Consider the following 24,858-nt stretch of genomic DNA (forward strand, 5'->3'; position numbering starts at 1 on the left):
AAGACGATGAAGGCTCCGAACCACGTGACAGTCGGCGGCGCCCCGGAAGGGTATGATGCGCAGCTTGTCCTGAACGAGATCGCGCGTTTGGGTGGGCCAGTATGTCACGTAGCGCGGGACGACAAACGAATGGAGGCGATGCGCGCCGCATTGGCCTTTTTTGCGCCCGACATGCCGGTCTTTGTATTCCCTGGCTGGGATTGTCTGCCCTATGACCGGGTGTCGCCCAATGCCGATATTGCGGCGGCGCGGGTGGCGACCCTGGCGGCTTTGGTGCACCAGATGCCGGATCGGTTCGTATTGCTGACCACGTTGAATGCAGCGACCCAACGCGTGCCGGCGCGGGAAGTGTTGCGCGAGGCCGCGTTCACGGCGCGTGTGAACCACCGCGTAGACGAAAATGCACTGCGCCAGTTCCTGGTGCGCATGGGGTTCACTCAAAGCCCAACAGTGATGGAGCCCGGTGATTACGCCATACGTGGCGGCATCATCGACATTTTTCCGCCGGGAGAATCCGGCCCTGTCCGGCTGGACCTGTTCGGCGATGTTCTGGACGGCGCGCGCCGATTTGATCCGGTCTCGCAGCGCACGACCGAGAAGCTGGAGGTGGTGGAACTCGCCCCCGTTTCCGAGGTCATTCTAGACGAGGCAGCGATCACCCGATTCCGCCAGAATTATCGTATCGAGTTCGGTGCCGCTGGAACGGATGATCCGCTCTACGAGGCCGTCAGTGCAGGTCGTAAACACCAGGGTGTCGAACATTGGTTGCCTTTTTTCCACGAAAAGCTTGAGACCTTGTTCGCCTACCTGCCTGGAGCAACCATTTTGCTGGACGATCAGGTCACACCCGCGCGGCTGGCCCGTTGGGACTCGATTGCCGATCAGTATGAAACCCGGCGTCTGGCGCTGGAAAATCGCTCGCGCATGGATACTGTCTACAAACCAACACCGCCCGGTTTGCTCTATCTCGATGATATGGCGTGGGAGAAGGCGGTGGGCGACCGTCGGGTGATGCAGTTCAGCCCGCTGCCACAGGCCAGCGGGCCGGGGGTGATCGACGCAGGCGGTCGGATTGGGCGCAACTTTGCCCCGGAACGCCAGCAGGAAAGCATCAGCCTATTTGGGGCTCTGGCCAGTCACATCTCCGACAAGCTGTCCAAGGGCCCGGTGCTGATCGCGTCTTATTCCGAGGGTGCGCGTGAACGTCTGACCGGGTTGATCGAGGATGAAGGTCTGGCCGAGGCGATCCCTGTCACCGATGGCACCCGTGTCGGCAAACGGGGTCTGCACCTGGCTGTCTGGGCGCTGGAACATGGGTTCGAGGCGCCAGACCTGACGGTGATCGCCGAACAGGACGTGCTGGGCGACCGTCTGATCCGCCAACCCAAGAAACGCCGCAAGGCCGAGAACTTCCTGACCGAGACCCAGTCGCTGTCTCCCGGTGATCTGGTGGTGCATGTGGACCACGGCATTGGGCGATATTTGGGGATGGAGGTCGTCACCGCAGCGGGCGCGGCCCATGAATGCCTGCTGCTGGAGTATGCCGAACAGTCCAAGCTGTATCTGCCGGTCGAAAACATCGAGCTGCTGTCGAAATACGGCCATGACGAAGGGCTGCTGGATCGTCTGGGCGGCGGCGCATGGCAGGCTAAAAAAGCCAAGCTGAAAGAGCGCATTCGCGAGATGGCGGACAAGTTGATCCGTATCGCGGCCGAACGCGCCCTGCGCAAAGCGCCCGTCATGGACCCGCCGCCCCATGCGTGGGACGAATTCAGCGCGCGGTTCCCATATCAGGAAACTGACGATCAGCTGCGTGCGATTTCCGAAGTGATGGAGGATATGCACTCGGGTGCGCCGATGGATCGTCTGATCTGTGGCGATGTGGGTTTCGGCAAGACCGAGGTTGCCATGCGCGCGGCCTTTGTCGCCGCCATGTCAGGCGTACAGGTTGCGGTGATTGCGCCAACCACGTTGCTGGCCCGTCAGCACGCGGCCAGTTTCAAGGAACGGTTCCGGGGCTTCCCGCTGGAGGTGCGGCAGCTGTCGCGTTTCGTCTCGGCTAAAGAGGCGCAGCAAACCCGCGACGGGCTGGCGCGCGGCACGGTTGATATCGTGATCGGCACCCATGCGTTGCTGGCCAAGGGTATTCGGTTCAACAATCTGGGCCTGCTGATCATTGACGAAGAACAGCATTTCGGTGTGGGGCACAAGGAACGTCTAAAACAGCTGCGCAGCGACATCCACGTCCTGACCCTGACCGCCACGCCGATCCCACGAACACTGCAATTGTCCCTGACCGGTGTGCGGGACCTTTCGATCATCGGAACCCCTCCGATCGACCGGCTGGCCATCCGCACCTATGTCAGCGAGTTTGACGCAGTGACGGTCCGCGAGGCGCTGCTGCGTGAGCACTATCGCGGCGGGCAAAGCTTCTACGTGGTGCCGCGCATCTCGGACCTGCCGGAGATCGAAGAGTTTCTAAAGGAGCAATTGCCAGAGCTGACTTACGTCGTCGCTCATGGGCAGATGGCGGCAGGTGAACTCGACGACCGGATGAACGCGTTTTATGACGGCAAATACGACGTGCTTCTGGCCACCACGATTGTGGAAAGCGGGCTCGACATTCCGACCGCCAACACGATGGTCGTGCACCGAGCCGATATGTTCGGCCTTGCGCAGCTTTATCAAATTCGCGGCCGGGTGGGGCGGTCGAAAACCCGCGCCTATGCCTATCTGACCACCAAGCCGCGCCAGAAACTGACTGCTACCGCCGAAAAACGCCTGCGGGTTCTAGGCTCTCTGGATACGCTAGGGGCTGGTTTCACTCTGGCCTCTCAGGACCTCGACATTCGCGGGGCTGGCAACCTGTTGGGCGAAGAACAATCCGGCCAGATGCGCGACGTGGGCTATGAACTCTACCAGTCTATGCTGGAAGAAGCGATCGCCAAGATCAAAGCGGGTGAGATGGAGGGGCTGTCGGATGCCGACGACCAATGGGCCCCGCAGATCAATCTGGGCGTGCCGGTATTGATCCCCGAGGATTACGTGCCCGATCTGGATGTGCGGTTAGGCCTTTATCGCCGTCTGTCCTCACTGTCGACCAAGGTAGAACTGGAAGGCTTTGCCGCTGAACTGATCGACCGGTTCGGCTCATTGCCGAAAGAAGTGAACACGCTGATGTTGGTCGTGCGCATCAAGGCGATGTGCAAACGGGCCGGGATTGCGAAGCTGGATGGCGGACCAAAAGGCGCAACCATCCAGTTCCACAATGACAAATACGCCTCACCCGAAGGGTTGGTTGAGTTCATCCAGAACCAGCGCGGCCTGGCCAAGGTCAAGGACAACAAGATCGTGGTGCGGCGCGACTGGAAGAAGGACAGCGACAAGATCAAAGGGGCCTTTGCCATTGCCCGTGATTTGGCGGAAAAGCTGATGGCCCAGAAGAAAAAGGCGAAAGCCTAGTCGCCGGTCACAAAGGTGCAAAGCTGCCAGTTGCCTGCGTCGGATTTCACAAATGCGGCGCGGTAGCCGACCATGGACCACAGAAAATCGCTGTGCATGTAGCCGAATGTGCCATCAGTCAGGCGGACCAGCTGGTATTCGGCCCCATCCTGATAGTCGGGGATCAGGACGACCTCGTGGCTAATGAAATCCACGATGGCCCCGCTGCGCGCCGGTGAACGACGCAGGGTGACCCGGTCTCCGGTTACAAAATAGGCCAGAAACGGGTCCAGTGTGGCGGGCAGGGTGATCTGCCATTGATGCGGCATCCAGAACTCACCCTGATCGTCGAAATAGCCGGGTTGGGACAGGGTGTTTTCTAGCGCGAACCAGTATTCCGTGCGCATATCATCGGCCTGATCCCGGTATTCCTCATCCAATGTTTCGGGCGGCAACGTCAGGCTTTCGCGAAATGCTTCGGGGCCGCTTTCGGTGCCGTGGCTGACATAGATATCCGGGCAGGCGGCCGCGATCACGGCCTCGGTGTCGCGGGCGGCGATTTTGGTCAGAAGATCGTCCCGGAACGCGGCGAGCGTTGGGTCAATTCCTGCTTGATCCACTGGGGGAAAGCTTTGACGGTCGGCCCAGGCTGGTGCGTAGGTCAGCACAGCCAGCGCGAGTGTCAGTGATTTCATTCGGCCGCCCTCATTGCGGCTTGGGCGCAGAAACAAGACGCGCCGACCGCACCGTCGGCACGCGCCAGCGCAAGGTCAAGCCGTTGTTTGATCTGTTTGATCTCCGCCGTCTCCCTGCGCGCCTTCAGGCAATCATGAAGCCCTTTCAAGCTCCACACATTGTCCGGGTGGATTGAGGCGCGGCTGAGGTCGCCGCCCAACCCAAGATCCTCGCGATAGATCGCCTCGGCCTCGGTCACATGGCCCTGTTCGAACAACAAGGCGCCAAGGGCGTGGCGCGTGGGCTGCATCCAGCCCCAGGGCTCATCATAGGGCAGCGAGTCGTCCAGCTCGACCGAGCGGCGTAGATGGTCGAATGCCATTTCGAAATTACCCTTGCGATACTCGATCTCGCCACGCAGCATTTCCGACGCGATTTCAAGCAGATCGATGACGCGATTGTTGTGCATCAGCCGCGTCTCGGGCACGCAGGCTTTGGCGCTGAGGAACAGCTGCTCCTCGGCCTCGGCCAGCGCAACATCGCCGGTCGCGGCATGGGCGATGGCGCGGGCATAGTGGGTGGTTGCGGTCAGCGTGCGGTACAGGTCGGGGTCTTCGGGCAACTCCAGTGCCTTGGCCTCTTCCCAGCGGCCAAATCGGATCAGGATATGAGGGCCCATCGACATGTAACTTTCGAAGAAATCCGCCATGGGCGGGCTTTCGATGCGCAGCATTTCTTCGGGGGTGGTGTCCCATAGCCTCTGATTGGCGCGCAGCGCGGGTTCGATCTGACCCAGAAACAGCGCGCCATAGATGGCGAAGTGATAGTTGTGTTGACGGTAACCGGTGTAGATATTGAACGCACCCTCGCGCTCGTAATACTTCAGGTCCGCAACCGAGGCCTCTTGGTTCCAGTGCACCACGTTCTGATAGTGCCCGCAGAGCACGTCGATATGAGTGGGCATATGCACCAGATGTCCGGCGTCTGGCACCAATGTGCGCAACACATCGCCTGCTTTCAGAGCCTTTTCCGGGGTCGGCGACATTTCCATCAGATGGACATAGAGGTGCAGCAGGCCGGGATGGGACATGGCGGCTGGGTCATTTTCCATCGCCCATTCCAACGCGTCCTGCGCCTCAAGCGTGGCAGCCCCTTCGGCAGGCTTTCCGGTGCTCAGGTTCCACATTTTCCACGGTGTGAGGTTCAGCAGGGATTCAACATAGATCGTGCGCAGGTCCAGATGTCCGGGCTGGCCCGCAAAGGCCGCGCGCATCGCATCGGCGAAGTCGATATCCCAAGGATGCATATCCTCAATCGGATCGCGTCGCGGGTAGCGTGCGGGCAGGGCCTGGATCAGTGCCTTTTCGAACTGGGTGCATCCATCCAGCAACGCCAAGGCCTGCTGTGTCGCATCGTAAGCCTGCGCCAGCGCCTTTTGCCGCCCCCGGTCGTCCTGCACATCCCAGGGCAGGTTGTAGTTCGGTCCGGCGGCGTAGGCGACGCCCCAATGGGCCATGGCGCAACTGGGATCCTGCGTGACAGCCTTTTCGAAACAAGCCACAGCTTCAGTGTGATTGTAGCCATAGGTCCAGATCAGACCACGGTCGAACCATTTCTGCGCTTCGGTCGAGGATGTGGTCACAGGGCAGGTATGGCTGCCCAGATCGTAATCATAGCTCATTGCAGAACCTCCCCCGAATTCGGAAGCAGGGTAACGCGATTTAACCTGTCTGCACAGGGTCAGGTGGAAATCTGTTTTCGATCCGACCCATGTGAACCATCAGGCCAAAGGCCGTGATACACATGGTCAGAATGCCAATGGTCAAAGGGGTAATCGAGCCGTCGAACAGCAACCCGATCGGGGCGGCAATGGCGGCGGCCAACACGGTGGCGACCGATCCGATCACCGAAGCGGCCATGCCCGCGATATGGCCCATCGGCTCCATCGCGATGGCGTTGAGATTGCCCATGGTCACACCGGCCATGAAGAAAACAGTTGTTTGCCATGCCACAAATAACGCGAAGGACGCATTGGGTGACATGGGGATTGCGCTGAGTACGATCACAAGCGCCGTGATCAGGATTTGCCCCCCAAGTGCCCATGTCACCATGCGGCGCATTCCAATACGCACCACCAACGCGGCGTTCAGCAAACTGGCAGAACCTGAGATCAAAGCCACAAACCCAAACCAGAACGGAAAGCTGTCCGCGCGATCATGGATCACGTCATAAACAGGCTGCACCATGGTCAACATAGTGAACAAGATGCCCATGCAGAGGGTCTGCACCAGGATCGAGAGGCGCACAGTAGGGTGGGCAAACATCTCTTTCGTGGCGGCAACCATCAGCGGCAGGCGGAACGGGCGGCGGTTTTCTTTCGCCAGCGACTCGGGCAGGCGGGTGCCCATCCAGATGCACACGATCACGGCGAACAGAATGAACAGGGCAAAGATGCTGCGCCAGCCGAACAGGGCGATAACGCCTGCGCCCAGCATGGGTGCGACAGCAGGCACCAGCGTGAAGATCATCATGGCGATCGAGATGATCCGAGCCATGATCCGACCGGAATACAGATCGCGAATGATCGCCATTGCCACAACGCGCGGACCTGCGGCACCAAGGCCCTGCGCCACGCGGGCTGCCAGAACCATCTCGAGCGAAGAACTGGCCCAAGCTACGGCAGAGGCCACGATATACAGCGCGACGCCACCATAGATCACTGGCTTACGCCCGAACGCATCTGACAGGGGGCCAGTGAAGAAGGTTCCGATGCCCATGCCTAAAACAAAAGAGGTCAGGATCAACTGCGCGCGGTTGATATCATCGGGGCTGAGCTGCGCGCCGATCTCGGGCAGGGCGGGCAGCATCGAATCGATTGAAAAGGCGATGGTCGAGAACATCATTGCGATCAGCGCAATGAATTCCCCTCGGGACATGCGATTGGCCATGGGCGCTCCTTATCTGTTCGCGCTATCACGGCAGACCAGGTTGCGCCAGACCGGAATTTTGCACATGGCTCTGTGCTTCTATGCAGATGAAGCCTCAAGTTGAGACATGATTTCGCCAATCACTTTCTCCCACATTTCAGGGGGTTGAGCACCTGGAACGGCGTGTTGATTGGCAACGATAAAGGTCGGAACCGAACTGACACCCATTTCACGTGAATGTGTGTCGCGGTTGCGGATATCTTCGCGGTCGGCGTCTGATTTCAGCAGTTTCAGCACCACCGCTGCATCCATACCCGCGCTGTCGGCAATGTCAGACAGAACCTCCGGGTCGCCGATATCGCGGGCCTGAACGAAATACGCGTCGAACAGAGCATCCACGACGGCGTTTTGCTTGCCTTCGATCCCGGCCCAGTGGATCAGGCGATGTGCGTCGAGCGTGTTTGGGGTGCGCTTCATCCCCTCAAAATCGATCTTGAGGCCCGCATTTTCCGCATGCTCAACCACGGGTGCATAGGCGCGTACCGCACCGTCCTTGCCGCCGAACTTACGTTCCAGATATTCGCGCCGATCCATGCCTGCATCCGGCATATCGGGGTTCAGCTGGAACGGGTGCCATTCGATGACAAAAGGATGTTCCGGGACTTTGGCCAATGCCTTGTCCAGATGGGTTTTTCCGATGTAGCACCACGGGCAGATCGGATCGGAAAGGATATCGAGCTTGACGGTCTGGGTCATTCGGTGGTCGCCTTGAAATAGGCCGGCAATGCGCGGCGCAAGAGTTTGCCGTTGCCGCCGGTCGGCAACTCGGGAAGGTGAACGAAGGCGCGCGGCTGTTTGTAACGCGCCAGATTGGTTTGGACATAGGCGTACAAAGCGTCCTCGTCCAGCCTTTGGGGGCCAGTGTAAAAGGCCGCTATCACAAATGTGTCCGGTTTGACTTCAACCGCTGCGGCCCCGACCTGTGTGATGCCGGGATAGTTGGACAGGGCGGATTCAACCTCAACTGGTGAGACGCGGTAGCCGCCTGCGTTCATCATGTCATCATCGCGCCCCAGATAGGTGATCTGTCCATCCACGGCCATGGCCCCCTGATCGCCGGTCAGGAACCAGTCGCCCTGCATCCGGTCGGTAACCTCATCCGGTGCGTTGAGATAGGTCAGCATCAGGCCTGGGTCAGATCGATGGATGGCAATGGTGCCGTCTTGTCCCTGTGGTACGGGACCATCCGGCCCAAGGATCGCAACGCGGCGACCGGGTTGTGGCTGTCCCAGCGCTTCACCACGTGCGGGGTGCGTCGGACTGGACGAGATGAAGGTCGAGCATTCCGACATTCCATAGGCCTCATAGAGCTCAGTGCCGGTGGCGGACTGCCAGCGCGTATGTAGCTGCGGAGACAGCTTTTCTCCGGCGCAAAGCCCATGACGCAGATTGGGCAGATCGATCTGTTCAGAACCTTGCAGCATCTTTCGGAAAACGCCGGGCGCGGCGGCAAAGATCGAGGCCCGGCTGCGCTTTAGTAACCCGGGTAAATCCGATAAATCGGTGCCGGGTTCCGGGATCAGAGCAGTCGCGCCAATGGTCCATGGATCCATCAAACCTGTGCCCAGCGTGTAAGTCCAGTTGAACGCACCGGCGTGGCACAGCCGATCCTTCTGTGTCAGCCCATACCAGCCATCCACCATCATCTGTCGCGCCCATATGGCACGGTGGGCGTGGGCCACGGCGCGCGGTTTGCCCGAGGTGCCCGACGTATAGACCACATAGGCCAGCCGCTCGGGGTCACCCAATTCAAATTCGGCGGCGGGCAGGTCGCGCATTGTCTTCAGCGCCGATAGGTCAATCTGATGCGGATGCGCGGCGCAAGCCACCGATGGGTCGCGCAGGATTGCAGCAGGGGAAAGATCGGCGATGATGCGGGCCGTTTCCGGTTCGGTCAGTTGCGACGAGGTTGGTACCGGCACGATCCCCACCGCGATCGCACCAAGATATGCGATGGGGAAATCGACGGTGTTTCCCAACCGCATCAACGCGATGTCTCCGGGGATCAGACCAGCCTGCAACAGGCCGGCGCCCGTTCCCAGAACGGCGCGTTTCAACCGGCTGTAACTCCAATCATCCGTGTTGTTTGCGCCCAGAACCGACAGGGCGGTTTTGTCCGGCAAGCGATCCGCATGGCGCAGCACATGGGCGGCCAGATTGAACGGCGCAGGGCAGGGCGCGGGTGACCCCTGATCAAAGATCGATAACATGCTGTCTGGCTAACGCGGCGTCTGCTGCGTTGCAAGCTGGGCTGGCTGGTCCTATAGAAAGGCCATGAGCACGCAAGATCCCAAGTCCCTAATCCGCATTGCCCGCGAATCCGGTGTTGAGGCAGAGGTTGAACCTCTGGACCTTGGCGTGCGTGTCCGCGAACTGCGCAAGGCACGAAACTGGACGCTGGAACAGGCCGCCACGCAGGCCGGGTTGGCGCGCTCGACCCTCAGCAAGATCGAAAACGGGCAGATGTCGCCCACTTATGATGCGTTGAAAAAGCTGGCCATCGGGTTGGAGATTTCGGTGCCGCAGCTGTTCACCCCACCACAGCGTGATCAGGTGATCGGGCGCATGGCAGTGACCCGGGTGGGCGATGGGACGGCCCACGCCACCACAACCTACGAACACGAGTTGCTGGCTGAGACGCTGACGAAAAAGCAGATGTTGCCCTATCGCGCGCGGGTGCGTGCGCGGTCAATGGACGAGTTTGACGGATGGGTGCGCCATGATGGCGAAGAATTCCTGTATGTGCTGACCGGGGTCGTGCGCTTGTATACTGAATTCTACGAACCCGTCGAAATGCGCCGGGGGGACAGTGCCTATTATGATGGCAGCATGGGGCACAATGTCGTGTCGGTCAGCGACGAAGATGCCACGATCCTGTGGGTGACGTCACTTAGCTAGGGCCGCATGCGCCAGTTCGTGGTTCAGGCGTTCGGTGAACAGGAAATCCTCGACCTCTTCATGGGCTTCGTTCACCGTCAGATGATGGCGTTCTGCCAGGTAGGCCTCGAACTGTTCCCGATTGTTCCAGACGCGGTCCATATCCTGATCTCTCAGGTTTGGAAAACGCCGTTTTGCGCGGGCATAGGTGGCGCCCAGCTCTTTCGTAAGTTCTGCCCAGTTCAACATGTGCGAGCCTCCCGTGATCCGACCTGGTCTGCTCTCCCCCACGGGTAGGGTACGAAGCTGTTACAGGAACGTGAGACATGACAAAATGTCGCAGGTGCTGTGCGGGGTGTTTGCCAAAGAAAAACCCGCTGCGGGTTGTCCGCAACGGGCCTTTGGACCTGAGTTCGTGAGTGAGTGGTAGCCGGTCCTGTTAAGCGAGGTCAGGGGCGACGTCCTGCCGGTTTAGGTATCTGATATAAAAGTGCTATTTCTCTGCTGATCGCATGTTTCCCTACACTCAGGCTATATCAATAGAATATGATGAGTAAAGTGAATTGATGACTATGATCGGAAACCTACCAAATTTGGACATTTGTCACGCATTTTGCCGATCCTGCTAGGTTACACTACTAAACATAGGGCGTATGTTGCCCTGTGCTGATTTTTGCCGAAGTAGAATAGCAAATGGGTCAAGGCGCGATCTGAGCCTCGCATCCGGTGTTCTGTTCAACAGGCCATTCGCTTTGTCAGGCTTTCGCGCAGCGCAAAGGGGCTTAACCTTCGTACCACCAAATCTCTGGCATGTATTGCGGCCCGTCGCCGTAGATCGGCAGCGTTTCAGGGAATTTCAGTTCCCGGATATGCGCGATACGCCCAACATCGAAATTCCAGATCGGAATGACATACCGACCTGCTGTCAGGACCCGGTCCAGCGCGCGGGTTGCTGCTACAAAATCCTCGCGAGACTCTGAGGCCAGCATCGCATCGATCATCCCATCCACAGCCGGTGAGGCAACGCCCATAAGGTTCCGCGTTCCCGGTGTATCGGCGTTTTCGCTGCCCCAATACAGGCGCTGTTCATTACCCGGAGACAGTGACAGCGCACGGCGGAACGGGGTCATGTCAAAATCTAATTCGGCGATGCGGCCCGTATATTGCGCATTATCCACCTGTTCAGTGAGGACCTGAATGCCTAACCGCTCCAACGCGCGGGCATAGATCTCGACCGCTGTTTGCATCTCGGTATCGCCCTGTTGCAGCAAAACGCCGATCCGGAAGGGCTCACCATTCTGGTTCTGTAAAACACCACCCTGAATGGTCCATCCGGCCTCGGCCAGCAGCTTGGTTGCTTCGCGGATATTGCTGCGATTGCGGGCTGATCCGTCGCCTTGGGGCAATACATAGCCCTCGAGAGTGCCGGGGGTCAGGACCTTGTTAAACGGTTCCAGCAGTGATTGTACTTTGCCGGTGGCGGGTCCGGGCTGCATCGCCAAAGCGGAGCTCGAGAAATATGAGGTAATTCGGGGCTGCGCACCGCCCGTGATCGTGTCGTTGATAAATTCGAAGTTGAAGGCCAGTGTCAGCGCCTCGCGCACGCGCCAATCGTCGAACGGGGCTTTGCGGGTGTTCATGACCAGCCCGGTCATGCCCGAGGGCTTACCATGTGGGATTTCGGTTTTGATCACATCGCCGCGCTGGATGGCAGGGAAAGCATACTGGTTATCCCATTTGTCCGCATTGAATTCACGCACAGCGGATAGCTCTCCGGCCTTGAAGGCCTCAAACAAAACCGTGGCATCGCCGTAGAACTCGATCCGCATCTCATCAAGATTCATTGTACCGCGGCGGAACGGGATGTCCGCGCCCCAATAGTCGGGATTTCGGCGCAGGTTGACGTATCGGCCCGCCTCATAATCGTCGATGACATAAGGGCCTGTACCGATTGGGATGTCTTGCAGTGGGGCGTCGGCAAAGCTCTTGCCCTCCCACTGGGCCTTTTGCAGGATGGGGCGCAGCCCGGCGATCAGGGCCAATTCGCGATCGGGTTCATTGAACGAAATCCGGACCGTGCGTGGGCCGGTTGCTTCGATACTGTCGATCTTGGACCACAGCCCGCGATAGCGCAGATGACCTTCGGTGCCCAATGTCTGGAACGACCAGATCACATCTTCGACCGTGACCGGTGTTCCGTCGGAAAACGCAGCCTCTTCCCGCAGCGTGAATTCGACCCAGGACCGGTCTGGTGCCGTCTCAACCGATTCGGCTAACAGCCCGTAAAGAGTGAAAGGTTCGTCCCAGGACCGGCCCATCAGGCTTTCATGGGTCCAGAATCGCAACTGCCAGGGCGAGGTGCCTTTTTGCACAAAGGGGTTCAAACTGTTATAGCCGCCCGTATTCCCAAAAACGACCTTGCCACCTTTGGGCGCATCTAGGTTGGCATAGGGCAGAGACACAAAATCCGGTGGTAAAGCCGGATCGCCATACATAGCTATGCCATGTGACGAATCTGCCTGGGCCAAAGGGGCGGCCAAAATGCAGGCGATTCCCGCTGCGAGTGAACGTAGAGGGCGTAGAAAATCCGGGCTCATTTTGGAAACAATCCTGCTCTGGCCTTATTTTGTTGGGTATCATCGTACCGATGATTTTTCTTATTTTCAAACTTTTAGCTTGGATGAAGGCATGGAATTGCTTATAAAGGTCTCACTGCTCGATAGGTTTCTTGCCTGTATGAAACCTGCCTCAATAACTTAACGCCCGCTTCGTGCGGGCGTTTTTTTTGGCTGCGGCAAGCTGTATCAGCGCGAGACTTTATCGGCGTCTTTCCCCGTTTTCTTTGCAGGTGCAGCATGGCATGCTGCGTTTGAACAGAGGTCAGTGGAGAATGGTTATGAGCCTGTCGGGAAAAACAGCGATCATCACGGGATCGAATTCGGGGATCGGTTTGGGCATTGCGCGCGAACTGGCCAAAGCCGGGGCAGATGTGGTTTTGAATTCCTTCACGGATCGGGATGAGGATCATGCGCTGGCCGCGGAGATCGCAAAAGAAACGGGAACCAAGGCGCGCTACATCAAGGCCGACATGTCGAAGGGCGATGAATGCCGGGCTCTGATCGCGCAGGCGGGGGCTTGCGATATTCTGGTGAACAACGCGGGTATTCAGCACGTCTCGCCCATTGATCAGTTTCCAGTCGAGAAATGGGATGCGATTATCGCGATCAACATGAACTCGGCCTTTCACACTACGGCGGCAGCATTGCCGGTGATGCGTGCGGCAGGATGGGGCCGGGTCGTCAATATTGCGTCGGCCCATGGTCTGACCGCATCGCCTTATAAAGCGGCCTATGTCGCGGCAAAGCACGGCGTTGTCGGGATGACCAAATCGGTTGCTCTGGAGACCGCGCAGGAGCCGATCACCTGCAATGCGGTTTGTCCGGGCTATGTGCTGACACCGCTGGTTGAGGCGCAAATCCCAGACACGATGAAGGAATACAACATGAGCCGCGAGGATGTGATCAAGAACGTCATGTTGGAGCGGCAACCATCCAAAGAGTTTGCGACAGTCGAGCAACTGGGTGGCACCGTGCAGTTCCTGTGTTCGGATGCGGCGGCGCAGATCACAGGCACGACCATTTCCGTAGATGGCGGCTGGACGGCGCTGTAGTTTCCATGGGGGCTCTGCCCCCATACCCCCGAGGTATTTTCGAACAGAAGAAGGGGCGCGATCGTGAAACAGATCAATCTGGCATTGCAGGGCGGTGGGGCGCATGGGGCCTTCACTTGGGGTGTTCTTGACCGAATTCTGGATGAAGAGGATATCGAGGTTGCGGCGATCACCGGAACATCGGCCGGGGCGTTGAACGGGGCGGCGTTCAAATCGGGGATGGTGCATGCAGGCCGCGACGGCGCGCGGGCGCGATTGGATGAGTTGTGGAGACAGATGGGCGCTGTGGGTGACATGCGCCTGACCAACTGGTTTCGCGGATTGGAGCCGTCGAGCATTGCGCAGGCTATGGAATACTCGCTGCCCTATTCGGTGGGTGAGGCCTGGTCGCGGATGGTGTCGCCTTATGCCTATGGGCCCTTCTATACAAACCCGCTTGAGCCCGTTGTTGACCGGTTCAATTTTGAAGAAGTCTGCGCCGACCAGGGGCCTCGCCTGTTTGTCTGTGCGACCTGTGTGCGCAGCGGCAAGATCCGTGTGTTCACGGGCGGTGAGATATCAACGGATGCCATTCTGGCCTCGGCCTGTTTGCCGACCTTGTTCAAGGCGGTGGAGATTTATGACCCTGAGACCGAGCGGACCGAAGCCTATTGGGATGGCGGATACACGGGTAACCCGGCCTTGTATCCTTTGTTCGGTGATGACCTGCCGGATGATGTTGTGATTGTGAACATCAACCCGCTGGAACGGGATGAATTGCCGGTTACGCCGCAACAGATTCAGAACCGGATCAACGAGATCAGCTTTAACTCATCCCTGTTTCGCGAGTTGCGGGCGATCAGTTTTGTTCAGCGGTTGCTGAAAGAAGGCAAGCTGAAAGCGGGCGAGATGAGCCGCGTGTTGGTGCACATGATCGCGGATAACGATCTGATGAACAGCCTGTCCGTTGCCACCAAGACGGTGCCGAATCCGGTAATCCTACATAAGCTCAAACAGGCAGGTCGGGATGCGGCGGATGGGTTCCTGTCGCGGCACAAGAATGATCTGGGGCAGAACAGCACCGTTGATCTGCCCGCGATGTTCGGCTGATCACTCGGGCGGTTGGGTCGGGTCTTTTTCGTTTGGATAGACCAGACCCGCCGAGATCACCAGTTTGGCAGCATCCTCGATGCTCATATCCAACAGGATGACGTCTTCCGACGGAAAGAACAGCAAGAAGCCCGAGGTCGGGTTTGGCGTTGTCGGGATGAAAACGCTCAGCAGGTCGTCGCCGGTTTCGGCTCTGATATTGACTTCGCCCTTGGCTGTGGTCGACACGAACCCGATGGCCCAGATGCCGCGGCGTGGGTATTGAACAAGACAGGCTTTTTCAAAAGACCGCTCTGTCTGGGCAAACACGGTTTCCGAGATTTGTTTGATCCCGGAATAGATCGACCGCACGATGGGCATGCGGTTTACCAGGCCTTCGGCGAATGAGATCAACGAACGGCCAAGGATGCCCTTGGCGATCCAACCGACCAGAATGGTGAAGATCAGGAAGATAATGACGCCGACGCCGCGCAGGTTGATGCCTACATATTGTTCGGGCTGGAACTGTTGAGGCACCAAAGGCAGCACCGCGCTGTCGATCCAGCCCACGACGGACCAGATCAGCCAAACGGTCAGCCAGACCGGCGCAATCACGACGATCCCCGTCAGGAATGACGCACGCAAGCGCGCGAACAGGCCGGGGCGGCGATGGGGCTTTTCGTCAAACGGTGTATTCATTGCGGATCCGAGTGGCTTGCCGGACTAGTTAAGCAGTCCGGCGGGCCGGTGCAATAGGGCAGAATTACGCGCTGTTTGCCAGTGCTTTAGCAATATTCGCAGCCAGTCGCGCATTGTTACGGACCAATGCGATATTTGCCGTTAGCGAACGGCCTTGGGTCTTTTCGAAAATCCGTTGCAGCAGATAGGGTGTGACGGCCTTTCCGGTGATGCGGTGGGCATCCGCATCAGACTGCGCCTCGGCTATGATCGGGGCCAGTTCTTTGGCAGGGATTTGATCGGTGTCGGGGATCGGATTGGCGACCAATTGACCGCCGGGCAGACCCAGAGCGCGGCGCGTGGCATGGGCCTTCGCAATGGCCTCGGCGCTGTCTATCCGCAGGGGCGCAGCATAGGGGGATTTGGCCGACCAGAAGGCCGGGAACTCGTCTTGACCATGGGCGATGACGGGCACACCCAATGTCTCGAGCACTTCGAGTGTCTTGGCCAGATCAAGGATGGCTTTGGCCCCGGCGGCCACGACGGTCACAGGGGTTTGCCCAAGCTCGTGCAGATCGGCGGAGATATCGAATGAGGTTTCGGCCCCTTGGTGAACGCCGCCGATCCCGCCGGTCGCAAAGACCTCGATCCCTGCGCAATGCGCCGCGATCATCGTTGCTGCGACGGTGGTGGCACCGGTACCACCGGTTGCGATGCAGGCTGCCATATCCGCGCGCGAAAGCTTGGCGACGCCTTGCGCTTGGCCCAAGGACTGTAACTGATCAGGTTCAAGACCCACATGCAGCACGCCTTCGATCACTGCCATCGTAGCTGGAACCGCCCCGGCATCGCGGATGTCCTGTTCTACCTGCGCCGCAACCTCGATGTTCTGGGGGTAGGGCATGCCATGGGTGATGATGGTGCTTTCGAGTGCGACGATGGGCTGACCTGCGTCTTTGGCAGCGCGGACCTCAATGGAATAGTGGATGTTGATCACAGGGGAGTTTCTCCGGAAACATAGGTTGCGGCGGCGTTCAATGCGCGGGTGAGGGCCGTTTGTTCATCGGCCCCATTTGATTCCGAGGCGATATGCGCCGCCATGAAAGTGTCACCCGCGCCGGTGACGCGGGTCACTAGTACGGATGGGGGTGTCTGGGTCAAAACGCCTGTTGCTGATCCCACGGTCGCGGAATTACCACCATCGGTGACCAGGACCCGCAGCGCACCGCGATCCAACAGGCCTTTGGCGGCGGATTCGGAATCGGTGAACTCGCGCTGGCAGAGCAGGCCGGCCTCTTCCAGATTGACATATAGCGTCGCGCGGGCGTGTTTCAGGAAAGGCAGCAGCCGTTCGGCCTTGCCGGGTGAGGCAGGGGCCACCCGCAGATCCGCCTTGGCAAAGGCTGGGCTTTGCGCGATTTCTTCCAGCAGGTTCAGCGTCAGGTTCCCGTCCAGCGCTATCGGGCCTTCAAAGGGTGTGTTTTCGTATCCCAGAGGACCCTGCATCAACGGGCGCAGGATTTTGGCCCCGGCAGCCTCAAGAGAATGCGCATCGGCAATGGCGGCAATCAAACCATTCGCCCCTTCGACCGCCATGTAGCGGTCAGTGGGTAGATCCTGAGAGCGGTAGATGTATTCGGTCACCATGCCCAGCCGTGCGCAGGCATTGACCAACTCGTCACCTTCGGGATCGCGCCCAATCGCGGTCAGCAGAGTCGGTGTCATGCCAAAGCGCACCAATGTCATGGCGATGTTCATCGCGACGCCACCAGGAAGACGCGTGATCCGGCCGGGCACGTCCGATCCTTGCCGCATGGCGCTGGCAGATCGTCCGATCACGTCCCATAGAACTGAACCGATACACAGGATTTCGCTGTTCTGAGTCATGCTGTTGTCATGCCGCAGCACCGGAGGGCGTGCAAGAGGGCGCGCGCAGATAAAGCTGCGCGCTCAACTGTTCGGGCTTGCGATCCGATGCGTTCGGCGGGAAACTCGCGGCATATGGTTTCTGATTTGATTTCAAAAGCAGAGTATCACGCATGAGCGGTTTGTTCCGCCTAATCCTGATTTTGCCGGTCGTTTTGATCTTAATTGCTGCGCCGCTCAGGGCGCAAACGCATCCGCCGAGCATTGTCGAGTTCTGGACCAAAGCGGATAGCCTGCTGATCGAGATCAGCCTGAATGCCGAGATGTTTCTGGCCGGGCTGGACCCCGAAGCGCAACCGGATGTCGCGGGCAATGCGCGCTACCGCGAACTCCGCCGGCTGGTCTCATCCGAGTTGGAGGCCGAGGTGCGGGGCTTTGTCAATGACTGGGCGGCCTCGTTGCAGGTTGAGGTCGAAGGGCCGGTTCGCCTTTCCTATGAAGGCGTGCGCATCCCGGTGGTTGGGGACCCCGACGAGCCCCGTCTCTCAAAGCTTCTGCTGACGGCCTCCTTGCCCGAGGGGGCATCGGCGCTGCGGCTGACCTGGCCTGCCGGTCACGGCCCCGTTGTGATCAAACAGCAGCGTGTCGAGGCACCCTATACCGGCTACCTGATGGCCGGAGAGACCAGCCCGCTGATCCCGCTGCAAGGCGGCGCGGCGCTGAGCGGACAACAAACGATGCTGGTGTTCCTGGTCAAAGGAGCAGAGCAGATCGTAACGGACGGAATGCGTGTATTTGCGCTGGCTCTGGCTTTGGTCTTCTTGTCGCTGTCCCCAAGGTCGCTGGTCCTGCAATTGGTCTTCTTGTCCCTCGGTGCGATCTTTGGGTTGGCGTTGTCGGCATTCGGAGCGTTGGTGCTGTCGTCCTTTGTCGCGTCGATATCGTTGACGGCGGCGGTTGTGGTGCTGGCGCTTTGGAATCTGATCCTACGCGGTGTTCATGTGTTTCGCCTGTTGGCGGTGTTTGCCATCGGCCTGCTGTTAGGCAATGCCCTAAGCCAATCGCTGAGTGCGATCGGCGCGCCGCCGGACCATCTGCCGCCCGCACTTTTGGGGTATGTGATTGGCTATCTGGCGGTTCTGTCAGCAGCTGCTGCGACCGCGTTGGGTGTTGTGACCGTGATTGCGGGCGGATCCCATCGCTTTCGCGGCCGCATCTCGGTTCTGGGCTCGATCCTGATTGTCGGTCTGGGCGTCTATTGGATGATCGAGCCTTGGTTGTTTAGCTAGTCATACTCTCAAGCAGAGTGTTCAGCGCCACCATCGGGTCTTCGGCAGACCAGATCTCGTCACCAATGCCAAAGAAATCTGTGCAGGGGGACAGGTCGCGGATCAGGTCGGGCGTCAGGCCGCCCTCGGCCACAACCGGAACTTCGATCATTTCGGACCACCATTGAAACAGGTCCTTTTCCGCCAATGTGCCGTCACCCAGGGAAGACGCGCCCACCGGGCCAAAGGCGACATAGTCGACGCCTGCCTCACCTGCGCTCATGCCGTCATGGCTGGAGGCCCCGCAGAAACTGCCAACAATTGCGTCGGTACCCAGTTCCTTGCGCGCGGCGCGCACCGACCTTGCCCCATCATCCAGATGCACACCATCCAGCCCCAACCGCTGTGCCATCAGAACATGGTTGGAGATCACAATCGCCACGTCGCGCGTATGGGCCACCTCGCGGCAGGCATCGGCTGCGCGGGCAATGGTATCCTCGTCATTTCCGGCCAGAGCGAGGCGAATGCACGCGATCTCGGCCCGGTCCAACACCCGCGCCAATTGGTCCGGATACGTGCTGAGCGTGATGGTCGGCGGCGTGATCAGGTAAATCTGCGGCTGCTCGGGGGTGTCCGCGGTAGTATTCATGGGGGCGCGTCCTTCGGTATTCAGTTCCAGCGCGGTTTAGCGGATTGCCGTTGGGAAGCAAACTTTTTTGCCTCCGGCGGAGGTATTTGGGAACAGAAGAAGCATGGGGCGGCTTGCCCTTCGTTTATGCGGCGACTAGAGCAAGCTGAGTTTTTCGGAGATAACCATGCCCAGCGACCCATCCCAGCCTTCTTTTGTGCTTGTGCGCCCGCAGATGGGTGAAAACATCGGGGCCGCTGCGCGGGCGATGTGGAATTTCGGGCTGGATCGGATGCGGATCGTGGCCCCTCGGGACGGGTGGCCGAACCCAAAGGCGGTGGCGATGTCCAGCGGTGCCGGTCGACTTCTGGATGAGGCGCAATTGTTTGATGATCTGGCAGGTTCGCTGTCCGACACCACCTTTGTTTTTGCCACCACCGCACGGCAACGCGGGCTGACCAAGCCTGTCTATAGCCCGGAACGTGCCATGCAGCTCGCCGCTGAAAAAGTTGCTGCAGGTGAAAAGGTCGCGGTTCTGTTTGGCCCCGAACGCGCGGGGCTCGAGAATGAAGATATCGCCAAGGCCAACGCCATCATCTCGGTGCCTGTTAACCCAGAGTATGCTTCGCTCAACCTTGGGCAATGCGTCTTGCTGACCGCCTATGAGTGGTTGCGTCAGACCGGTGATGTGGTGCATGAAGCCACCGATCTGGGCAAGGGCGATTGGGCGACCGGTATCGAGGTCGAGAAATTGGTTGAACACTATGAAGACCGGTTGGAAGAGGCAGGTTTCTTCTATCCACCGGAAAAGGCCGAGGGTATGAAGACCAATTTGCGCAACCTGTGGTCGAGAATGCGGATGACGCGGGCAGATGTGCAGATGTTGCACGGTGTCATGCGTCAGATGGTCCGTTGGAAAGACAAAGGGTAAGGCTGGACCTTGCCCCTCAGTGGCCCTAGCTTGCGACGAAATCCAGGACATATGAGGACAGCATGAGCGCCAAGCGCAGCATCTTCGAAGACGTCTCAGACACCGAAAAACAACAAGCCGTTCAACCCGGTATGATTGACAAGGGCCGTGGCGGGGCGCGCAAGGCGATCCGGGCGTGGCTGATGATCCTGTTCGCTCTGGTCGTTGTGATGATCGCCGTGGGCGGCCTGACCCGGCTGACCGATAGCGGGCTGTCGATCACTGAATGGCGTCCGATCACCGGGGCCATCCCTCCGATGACCGAGGCCGACTGGCAATCGGAATTCGACAAGTACAAAGAAATCGACCAGTGGCGCATTCAGAACCAGTGGATGCAGCTGGATGATTTCAAATTCATCTACTGGTGGGAATGGGGCCATCGTCAGTTGGGCCGTGTGATCGGGCTGGTCTGGGCGATCGGTTTCTTTGGCTTCCTGATTGCGCGCAAGATCCCTACGGGTTGGACGGGTAAACTGTTGATCCCGGGTGCCTTGGGCGGCGTTCAGGGGGCCGTCGGCTGGTGGATGGTTGCCTCGGGCGTGACGCAGGGCGAGGGGATGACGGCCGTTGCCAGCTATCGTCTGGCCACCCATCTCGGCTTGGCCTTCGTGATCCTCGGGTTCCTTGCGTGGTACATCTTTGAACTCGGCCGCGAGGAACGCGACCTGATGCAGGCCCGCCGCGCGAAAGAGGCGAAACTGTTCTCGCTCTCGACTGGCTTGTTGCATTTTGCCTTTTTGCAGATCCTCATCGGTGCGCTGGTCGCTGGGATCGACGCTGGACGGTCGTACACCGACTGGCCTCTGATCGGTGGGCAGCTATTGCCGCCAGATGCGACTATGCTGGAACCGATGTGGCGCAACTTCTTCGAAAGCCCCGGTCTGGTGCAGTTCATCCACCGTTGCGCGGGGTATCTCCTGTTCATCTTCGCCATCATCGTCTGGCGTCGGGGGCAGGGCAGCGCCCATCCGCAGACCCGTTTCGCCTTCAACGCAGCCTTTGCGGCCCTGTCGCTGCAGGTGGTGGTCGGCATCGTCACGGTCGTTTACGCGGCCCCGTGGCAAATCGCCATTTTCCACCAGTTCATGGCCGTTGTCGTCTGGACGCTGATCCTGCGCGCGCGCTTCCTGACGGCCTATCCAATTGCAACTTCAGTGCGCGGAGTTTGATCCCATGACTGCATTCAATGACCTGATGGCCTTTCAACGTGAAACCTCGGCCTTAGCTCAGATCGCAGGGCGGCTGGGGTGGGATCAGGAAACTATGATGCCACGTGGAGCCGCCCCGCAACGGGCCGAAGAAATGGCCGCGATCGAGGCTGTGCTGCATGCCCGCCGGTCTGACCCGCGCGTGTCGGATTGGTTGGACCAGGCCGCCCCGCAGGATGAGGCAGGCAAGGCGCAGCTGCGCGAGATCCGCCGGGCTTATGAACGGGCGGTCAAAGTACCGGCCGATCTGGCAACTGCAATTGCCCGGGTGACCTCGGCAGCTCAGGGGAAATGGGCGCAGGCGCGGGCGGACGAAGATGTCTCGGCCTTCCTTCCGGTGCTCGAAGAGGTGGTCGCGCTGAAGCGGCAAGAAGGCGAGGCGCTGGCGCAGGGCCGTGACGTCTATGACGCCATGGTCGAGGACTACGAGCCCTACACAACCGGCACCCAGATTGCGGCGATCTTTGATGAAATGCGCCCACGCCTGGTGGCTCTGCGCGCTGCAGTGCTTGCACGCCCACAGCCCGCAGAACTGAGCGGTCACTTCGATGAACGCATTCAGATGCAGCTTACCCAAAAGCTGGCGGTTGCCTTTGGGTATGACCTGAACAATGGCCGTGTGGACAAGGCGGTGCACCCGTTCAGCTCGGGCAGCGGGCTGGATGTGCGGATCACCACCCGCACCAGCGAAACCGACCCGTTCAATTGCTTCTATTCAACCATTCACGAAGTCGGCCACGCGGCCTATGAACAAGGGATTGATCGCGACTATCTGCTGACGCCGCTGGGTCAGGGCGTGTCGATGGGCGTGCATGAAAGCCAAAGCCGGATTTATGAGAACCAGTTGGGCCGGTCGCGCGCCTTCACCGGATGGCTGTTTGGGCAGATGAAAGACGCGTTTGGTGACTTTGGCATTGCCGACGCTGATGCGTTCTATGCCACCGTCAACCGCGTCCATAACGGCTATATCCGGACCGAGGCGGATGAGGTGCAGTACAACCTTCACATCATGCTGCGCTTTGATCTGGAACGCGCGCTGATGGCGGGGGATTTGCAGGTTAGCGATCTTGAGGCCGCGTGGAATGACCGCTTCAAGGCTGATTTTGGCTATGCGGTAGACAAGCCTTCGAACGGATGTTTGCAGGATGTGCATTGGTCGGTGGGCCTGTTTGGCTATTTCCCAACTTATTCCTTGGGCAATGTCTATGCCGGGTGCCTCTATCAAGCCTTGCGGAAGGCGGTGCCCGAACTGGAGGCCCAACTGGCCGAAGGTGATACATCGCAGGCAACCGGATGGCTGCGCGAAACGGTTCAGCGTCACGGCGGTCTCTATGCGCCGCGCGAGATCATTCGGCAGGCCAGCGGGATCGAACCGGGGCCGGGTCCGTTGCTGGACTATCTGGAGCAGAAATTCGGGGCGCTCTACGGTCTTTGACAGGTTGCCGTCACGTTGTTGTGCGGCAACGTGGCGTTTGATCTCTGGATCGGTAGAGTAGGCGGCACCATACCCGACGGAGAGCCGTTTGTCCTTGAAAACAAATCTGAAATCCTATCTGGCAGCGGCCATCACAAGTGATCAATTCATGAATGCCTGCCGAGGGGTGCATGATTTGCGCCGTCGCCTGCGTGGTGCAGATCATGTGGTGCATTATTTCCACGATGCCGCTGATCCTTATTGTGCGCTGACCGCGCAAGTGCTGCCCGCTTTTCACGCACGGTATGGGGTTACGCTATGTCCGCATCTTATCTCGGGCCCAGCATCAGAGGCCGTGCCCGAACCCGAAGCCCATCAGAAAAACGCAATGGTCGATGCGATCCGATTGGCGTTGAAACAGGGGTTGAATGCGCCAGTGAAGCCCTCCATCGAAAGGATACGAAAGGCCAACCGTCTGTTCGCAGCCGCGTTTGGCACCCAGGATTGGGCTGCTCGATTGAGGGATGCATCTGTTTCTCTCTGGACCGGTCGCGCGCTGCCGGATGAACCGGACGTGGACCCTTCCCACGCGATGGCTGCGGGGGATCGAGCCTTGGCGTCAAAGGGGCATTATTTGGGCGGTACGTTCTTCTATGGCGGCGAATGGTATTGGGGGATCGACCGCCTGCATTATCTGGAACAGCGGTTGCAGCAGGCCGGATTGGGTCAAGGGACTCCGATCATTTCGGTTCCTGATCTCTCGGCGCACGCGTTTACCGGCGGAGAAAAAGAACTGGAGTTCTTCTTCTCGTTCCGCAGCCCGTATTCCTATCTGGCTTTCGACCGCGTCGTTGATCTTGCCAAGCGGCACAACGCCCGACTGACGTTAAAGCCAGTGCTGCCCATGCTAATGCGTGGATTGCCGGTTCCCAAGGCCAAATCGCGCTACATTCTAAACGATTGCACCCGCGAGGCACGGCGCCTGGGCATCCCTTTTGGCCGGATTTGTGATCCGTTGGGCGCCGGAGTCGAACGAGGCTATGCGCTGTTCGACTATGCAGAAGATCAATGCAAATTGGTGCCATATTGTTCGGCCTTCATGCGCTCCGCCTGGTCGCAGGGCGTGGATGCCGCGACCGATAGAGGCATGGAGCGGATCGTGACCAGCGCAGGTCTGGAGTGGAACATCGCGCGACCCTTGCTAAATGCGCAGGATTGGCGAAGCCGGGTGGAGGCAAACCAGCACCGCCTGCAAGAGGTTGGCCTGTGGGGTGTTCCCAGCTTTTGCGTCGATGGGCAAAGCCTCTGGGGGCAGGATCGGCTTTGGGCGGTCGAGGAGTTGTTGATGGCAAACCACGTGCGCTAGAGGGCAGGCAGCAACTGAATCCGCGCGGCGACGGCGGCGAAAAACAAGACACTGCCCACCAGTACAAACACATGCCAGATCGTGTTGTGATAGGCCATCCAGTCAGACAGGTAGAACGCGACGCCTGCAGTATACACCAGCCCTCCGGCGATCATCAGCACCAGAACGCTGGGCGCAAGCTCTGCCAGCATGGATTGCCCGGCCCAAACTGCGGCCCATCCCATCATCAGATACAGCGCCAGGCCGAACCAGCGAAAGCGGTTTGGGTCGAGCATCTTGAGAACCGACCCCAAGGTGGCCGAGGACCATAGCCCCAGCAAAAGCCCCGTTGCCTGTGTGCCTGATAACAATAGGAACGGCGTATAGGTGCCTGCAATCTTTATATAAATCCCCGAATGATCAAGGCGGCGCAAAAGCTCGGCCCAATCATCGCTCTCGATCATGTTGTACAAAGCGGACAAGCTGAGCATCAGGATCAGTGTCACGCCATAGATCGAAACGCCAACAACCGCCGCCGGGTCGTACCGGTAAAGCACGGTCATGGTGATCAACAGCGGCACGCCGATGACTGCGGCGCATATGCCCAGAATATGGACCACCCCGTCACTCAAACGCTCGGCTCGGCTATAGGCGGGGCGGATATGTGCGAAGGACCACATAGGAAAAAGTTAAGCAGCAGCAGGGTTTCGAGCAAGTTCATGGATCGCGTCAGTGTCAATAACGTGATCCAAAACGACAAAAC

Annotated in this window: 22 protein-coding genes; 9 read left to right on the top strand and 13 right to left on the bottom strand. The window is 59.1% G+C overall.

Going from position 1 to position 24,858, the window contains the following annotated elements; all coding sequences use genetic code 11:
• The first annotated feature begins 6 nt into the window (after positions 1-6).
• Positions 7-3,462 carry a transcription-repair coupling factor gene (gene mfd, locus AC2FGE_RS02490; RefSeq protein ID WP_496817592.1) on the top strand — a complete coding sequence of 1,152 codons (3,456 nt, stop codon included), beginning with the start codon at positions 7-9 and terminating at the stop codon, positions 3,460-3,462.
• On the opposite strand, the gene AC2FGE_RS02495 is transcribed toward mfd, so the two are convergent.
• The 5 genes from AC2FGE_RS02495 to AC2FGE_RS02515 form a co-directional block, all read right to left on the bottom strand.
• Positions 3,459-4,136, bottom strand: a complete 678-nt coding sequence (locus tag AC2FGE_RS02495; RefSeq protein ID WP_496817593.1) for an SH3 domain-containing protein — start codon at positions 4,134-4,136, stop codon at positions 3,459-3,461. The two genes, mfd and AC2FGE_RS02495, sit on opposite strands and share 4 nt — an antisense overlap.
• On the bottom strand, positions 4,133-5,797 hold the full coding sequence (locus AC2FGE_RS02500) for a tetratricopeptide repeat protein (protein WP_496817594.1): 1,665 nt from the start codon (positions 5,795-5,797) through the stop codon (positions 4,133-4,135). Before AC2FGE_RS02500 ends, AC2FGE_RS02495 begins: the two co-directional genes overlap by 4 nt.
• 40 nt (positions 5,798-5,837) lie before the next feature.
• Positions 5,838-7,064, bottom strand: a complete 1,227-nt coding sequence (locus tag AC2FGE_RS02505) for a multidrug effflux MFS transporter (protein WP_496817595.1) — start codon at positions 7,062-7,064, stop codon at positions 5,838-5,840.
• Positions 7,065-7,142: 78 nt separating this feature from the next.
• Positions 7,143-7,799: a DsbA family oxidoreductase gene (locus tag AC2FGE_RS02510; RefSeq protein ID WP_496817596.1), complete on the bottom strand. Its 657-nt coding sequence runs from the start codon at positions 7,797-7,799 to the stop codon at positions 7,143-7,145.
• Positions 7,796-9,313, bottom strand: coding sequence for a class I adenylate-forming enzyme family protein (locus AC2FGE_RS02515; RefSeq protein ID WP_496817597.1), 1,518 nt, complete (start codon positions 9,311-9,313; stop codon positions 7,796-7,798). Before AC2FGE_RS02515 ends, AC2FGE_RS02510 begins: the two co-directional genes overlap by 4 nt.
• Positions 9,314-9,377: 64 nt before the next feature.
• Here AC2FGE_RS02515 and AC2FGE_RS02520 point away from each other — a divergent pair, with 64 nt between their 5' ends.
• Entirely contained in the window at positions 9,378-10,001 is a 624-nt protein-coding gene (locus tag AC2FGE_RS02520) for a helix-turn-helix domain-containing protein (protein ID WP_496817598.1), read from the top strand.
• Here AC2FGE_RS02520 and AC2FGE_RS02525 read toward each other — a convergent pair.
• Both AC2FGE_RS02525 and AC2FGE_RS02530 read right to left on the bottom strand, forming a co-directional pair.
• Positions 9,990-10,229, bottom strand: a complete 240-nt coding sequence (locus AC2FGE_RS02525; RefSeq protein ID WP_496817599.1) for a hypothetical protein — start codon at positions 10,227-10,229, stop codon at positions 9,990-9,992. The genes AC2FGE_RS02520 and AC2FGE_RS02525 overlap by 12 nt on opposite strands.
• 533 nt (positions 10,230-10,762) lie before the next feature.
• Complete coding sequence (locus AC2FGE_RS02530; RefSeq protein WP_496817600.1) at positions 10,763-12,577, bottom strand: extracellular solute-binding protein; 1,815 nt, start codon at positions 12,575-12,577, stop codon at positions 10,763-10,765.
• 299 nt (positions 12,578-12,876) lie between these two features.
• Between AC2FGE_RS02530 and AC2FGE_RS02535 the strand changes: the two genes are divergently transcribed.
• Both AC2FGE_RS02535 and AC2FGE_RS02540 read left to right on the top strand, forming a co-directional pair.
• Positions 12,877-13,650, top strand: coding sequence for a 3-hydroxybutyrate dehydrogenase (locus AC2FGE_RS02535; RefSeq protein ID WP_496817601.1), 774 nt, complete (start codon positions 12,877-12,879; stop codon positions 13,648-13,650).
• Between the two features lie 60 nt (positions 13,651-13,710).
• Positions 13,711-14,739 carry a patatin-like phospholipase family protein gene (locus tag AC2FGE_RS02540; protein ID WP_496817735.1) on the top strand — a complete coding sequence of 343 codons (1,029 nt, stop codon included), beginning with the start codon at positions 13,711-13,713 and terminating at the stop codon, positions 14,737-14,739.
• On the opposite strand, the gene AC2FGE_RS02545 is transcribed toward AC2FGE_RS02540, so the two are convergent.
• The 4 genes from AC2FGE_RS02545 to AC2FGE_RS02560 form a co-directional block, all read right to left on the bottom strand.
• Entirely contained in the window at positions 14,740-15,417 is a 678-nt protein-coding gene (locus AC2FGE_RS02545; protein WP_496817602.1) for a DUF502 domain-containing protein, read from the bottom strand.
• A 64-nt stretch (positions 15,418-15,481) separates the two neighbouring features.
• Positions 15,482-16,393, bottom strand: a complete 912-nt coding sequence (locus tag AC2FGE_RS02550; protein WP_496817603.1) for a pseudouridine-5'-phosphate glycosidase — start codon at positions 16,391-16,393, stop codon at positions 15,482-15,484.
• Positions 16,390-17,283 (bottom strand): PfkB family carbohydrate kinase, encoded by an 894-nt coding sequence (locus AC2FGE_RS02555; protein WP_496817604.1) that lies wholly within the window; start codon positions 17,281-17,283, stop codon positions 16,390-16,392. Before AC2FGE_RS02555 ends, AC2FGE_RS02550 begins: the two co-directional genes overlap by 4 nt.
• 7 nt (positions 17,284-17,290) lie before the next feature.
• Positions 17,291-17,437, bottom strand: coding sequence for a hypothetical protein (locus AC2FGE_RS02560; RefSeq protein ID WP_496817605.1), 147 nt, complete (start codon positions 17,435-17,437; stop codon positions 17,291-17,293).
• Here AC2FGE_RS02560 and AC2FGE_RS02565 point away from each other — a divergent pair.
• Complete coding sequence (locus tag AC2FGE_RS02565) at positions 17,436-18,551, top strand: HupE/UreJ family protein (RefSeq protein WP_496817606.1); 1,116 nt, start codon at positions 17,436-17,438, stop codon at positions 18,549-18,551. The two genes, AC2FGE_RS02560 and AC2FGE_RS02565, sit on opposite strands and share 2 nt — an antisense overlap.
• Here AC2FGE_RS02565 and AC2FGE_RS02570 read toward each other — a convergent pair.
• Positions 18,544-19,179: a thiamine phosphate synthase gene (locus AC2FGE_RS02570; RefSeq protein WP_496817607.1), complete on the bottom strand. Its 636-nt coding sequence runs from the start codon at positions 19,177-19,179 to the stop codon at positions 18,544-18,546. The genes AC2FGE_RS02565 and AC2FGE_RS02570 overlap by 8 nt on opposite strands.
• A 166-nt stretch (positions 19,180-19,345) precedes the next feature.
• On the opposite strand from AC2FGE_RS02570, the gene AC2FGE_RS02575 reads away from it, so the two are divergent.
• From AC2FGE_RS02575 to AC2FGE_RS02590, 4 genes are all read left to right on the top strand, one after another.
• Complete coding sequence (locus AC2FGE_RS02575; protein ID WP_496817608.1) at positions 19,346-20,089, top strand: RNA methyltransferase; 744 nt, start codon at positions 19,346-19,348, stop codon at positions 20,087-20,089.
• A gap of 62 nt (positions 20,090-20,151) precedes the next feature.
• On the top strand, positions 20,152-21,297 hold the full coding sequence (gene ctaA / locus AC2FGE_RS02580; RefSeq protein WP_496817609.1) for a heme A synthase: 1,146 nt from the start codon (positions 20,152-20,154) through the stop codon (positions 21,295-21,297).
• Between the two features lie 4 nt (positions 21,298-21,301).
• Positions 21,302-22,771: a carboxypeptidase M32 gene (locus AC2FGE_RS02585; protein WP_496817610.1), complete on the top strand. Its 1,470-nt coding sequence runs from the start codon at positions 21,302-21,304 to the stop codon at positions 22,769-22,771.
• 88 nt (positions 22,772-22,859) lie between these two features.
• A complete protein-coding gene (locus tag AC2FGE_RS02590; protein ID WP_496817611.1) occupies positions 22,860-24,116 on the top strand; it encodes a DsbA family protein in 1,257 nt (418 codons plus the stop codon).
• Here the strand turns inward: AC2FGE_RS02590 and trhA are convergent.
• Positions 24,113-24,775, bottom strand: coding sequence for a PAQR family membrane homeostasis protein TrhA (gene trhA / locus AC2FGE_RS02595; RefSeq protein ID WP_496817612.1), 663 nt, complete (start codon positions 24,773-24,775; stop codon positions 24,113-24,115). The genes AC2FGE_RS02590 and trhA overlap by 4 nt on opposite strands.
• Positions 24,776-24,858: the final 83 nt, after the last annotated feature.

This window comes from Ruegeria sp. YTSA075, from assembly GCF_059610245.1.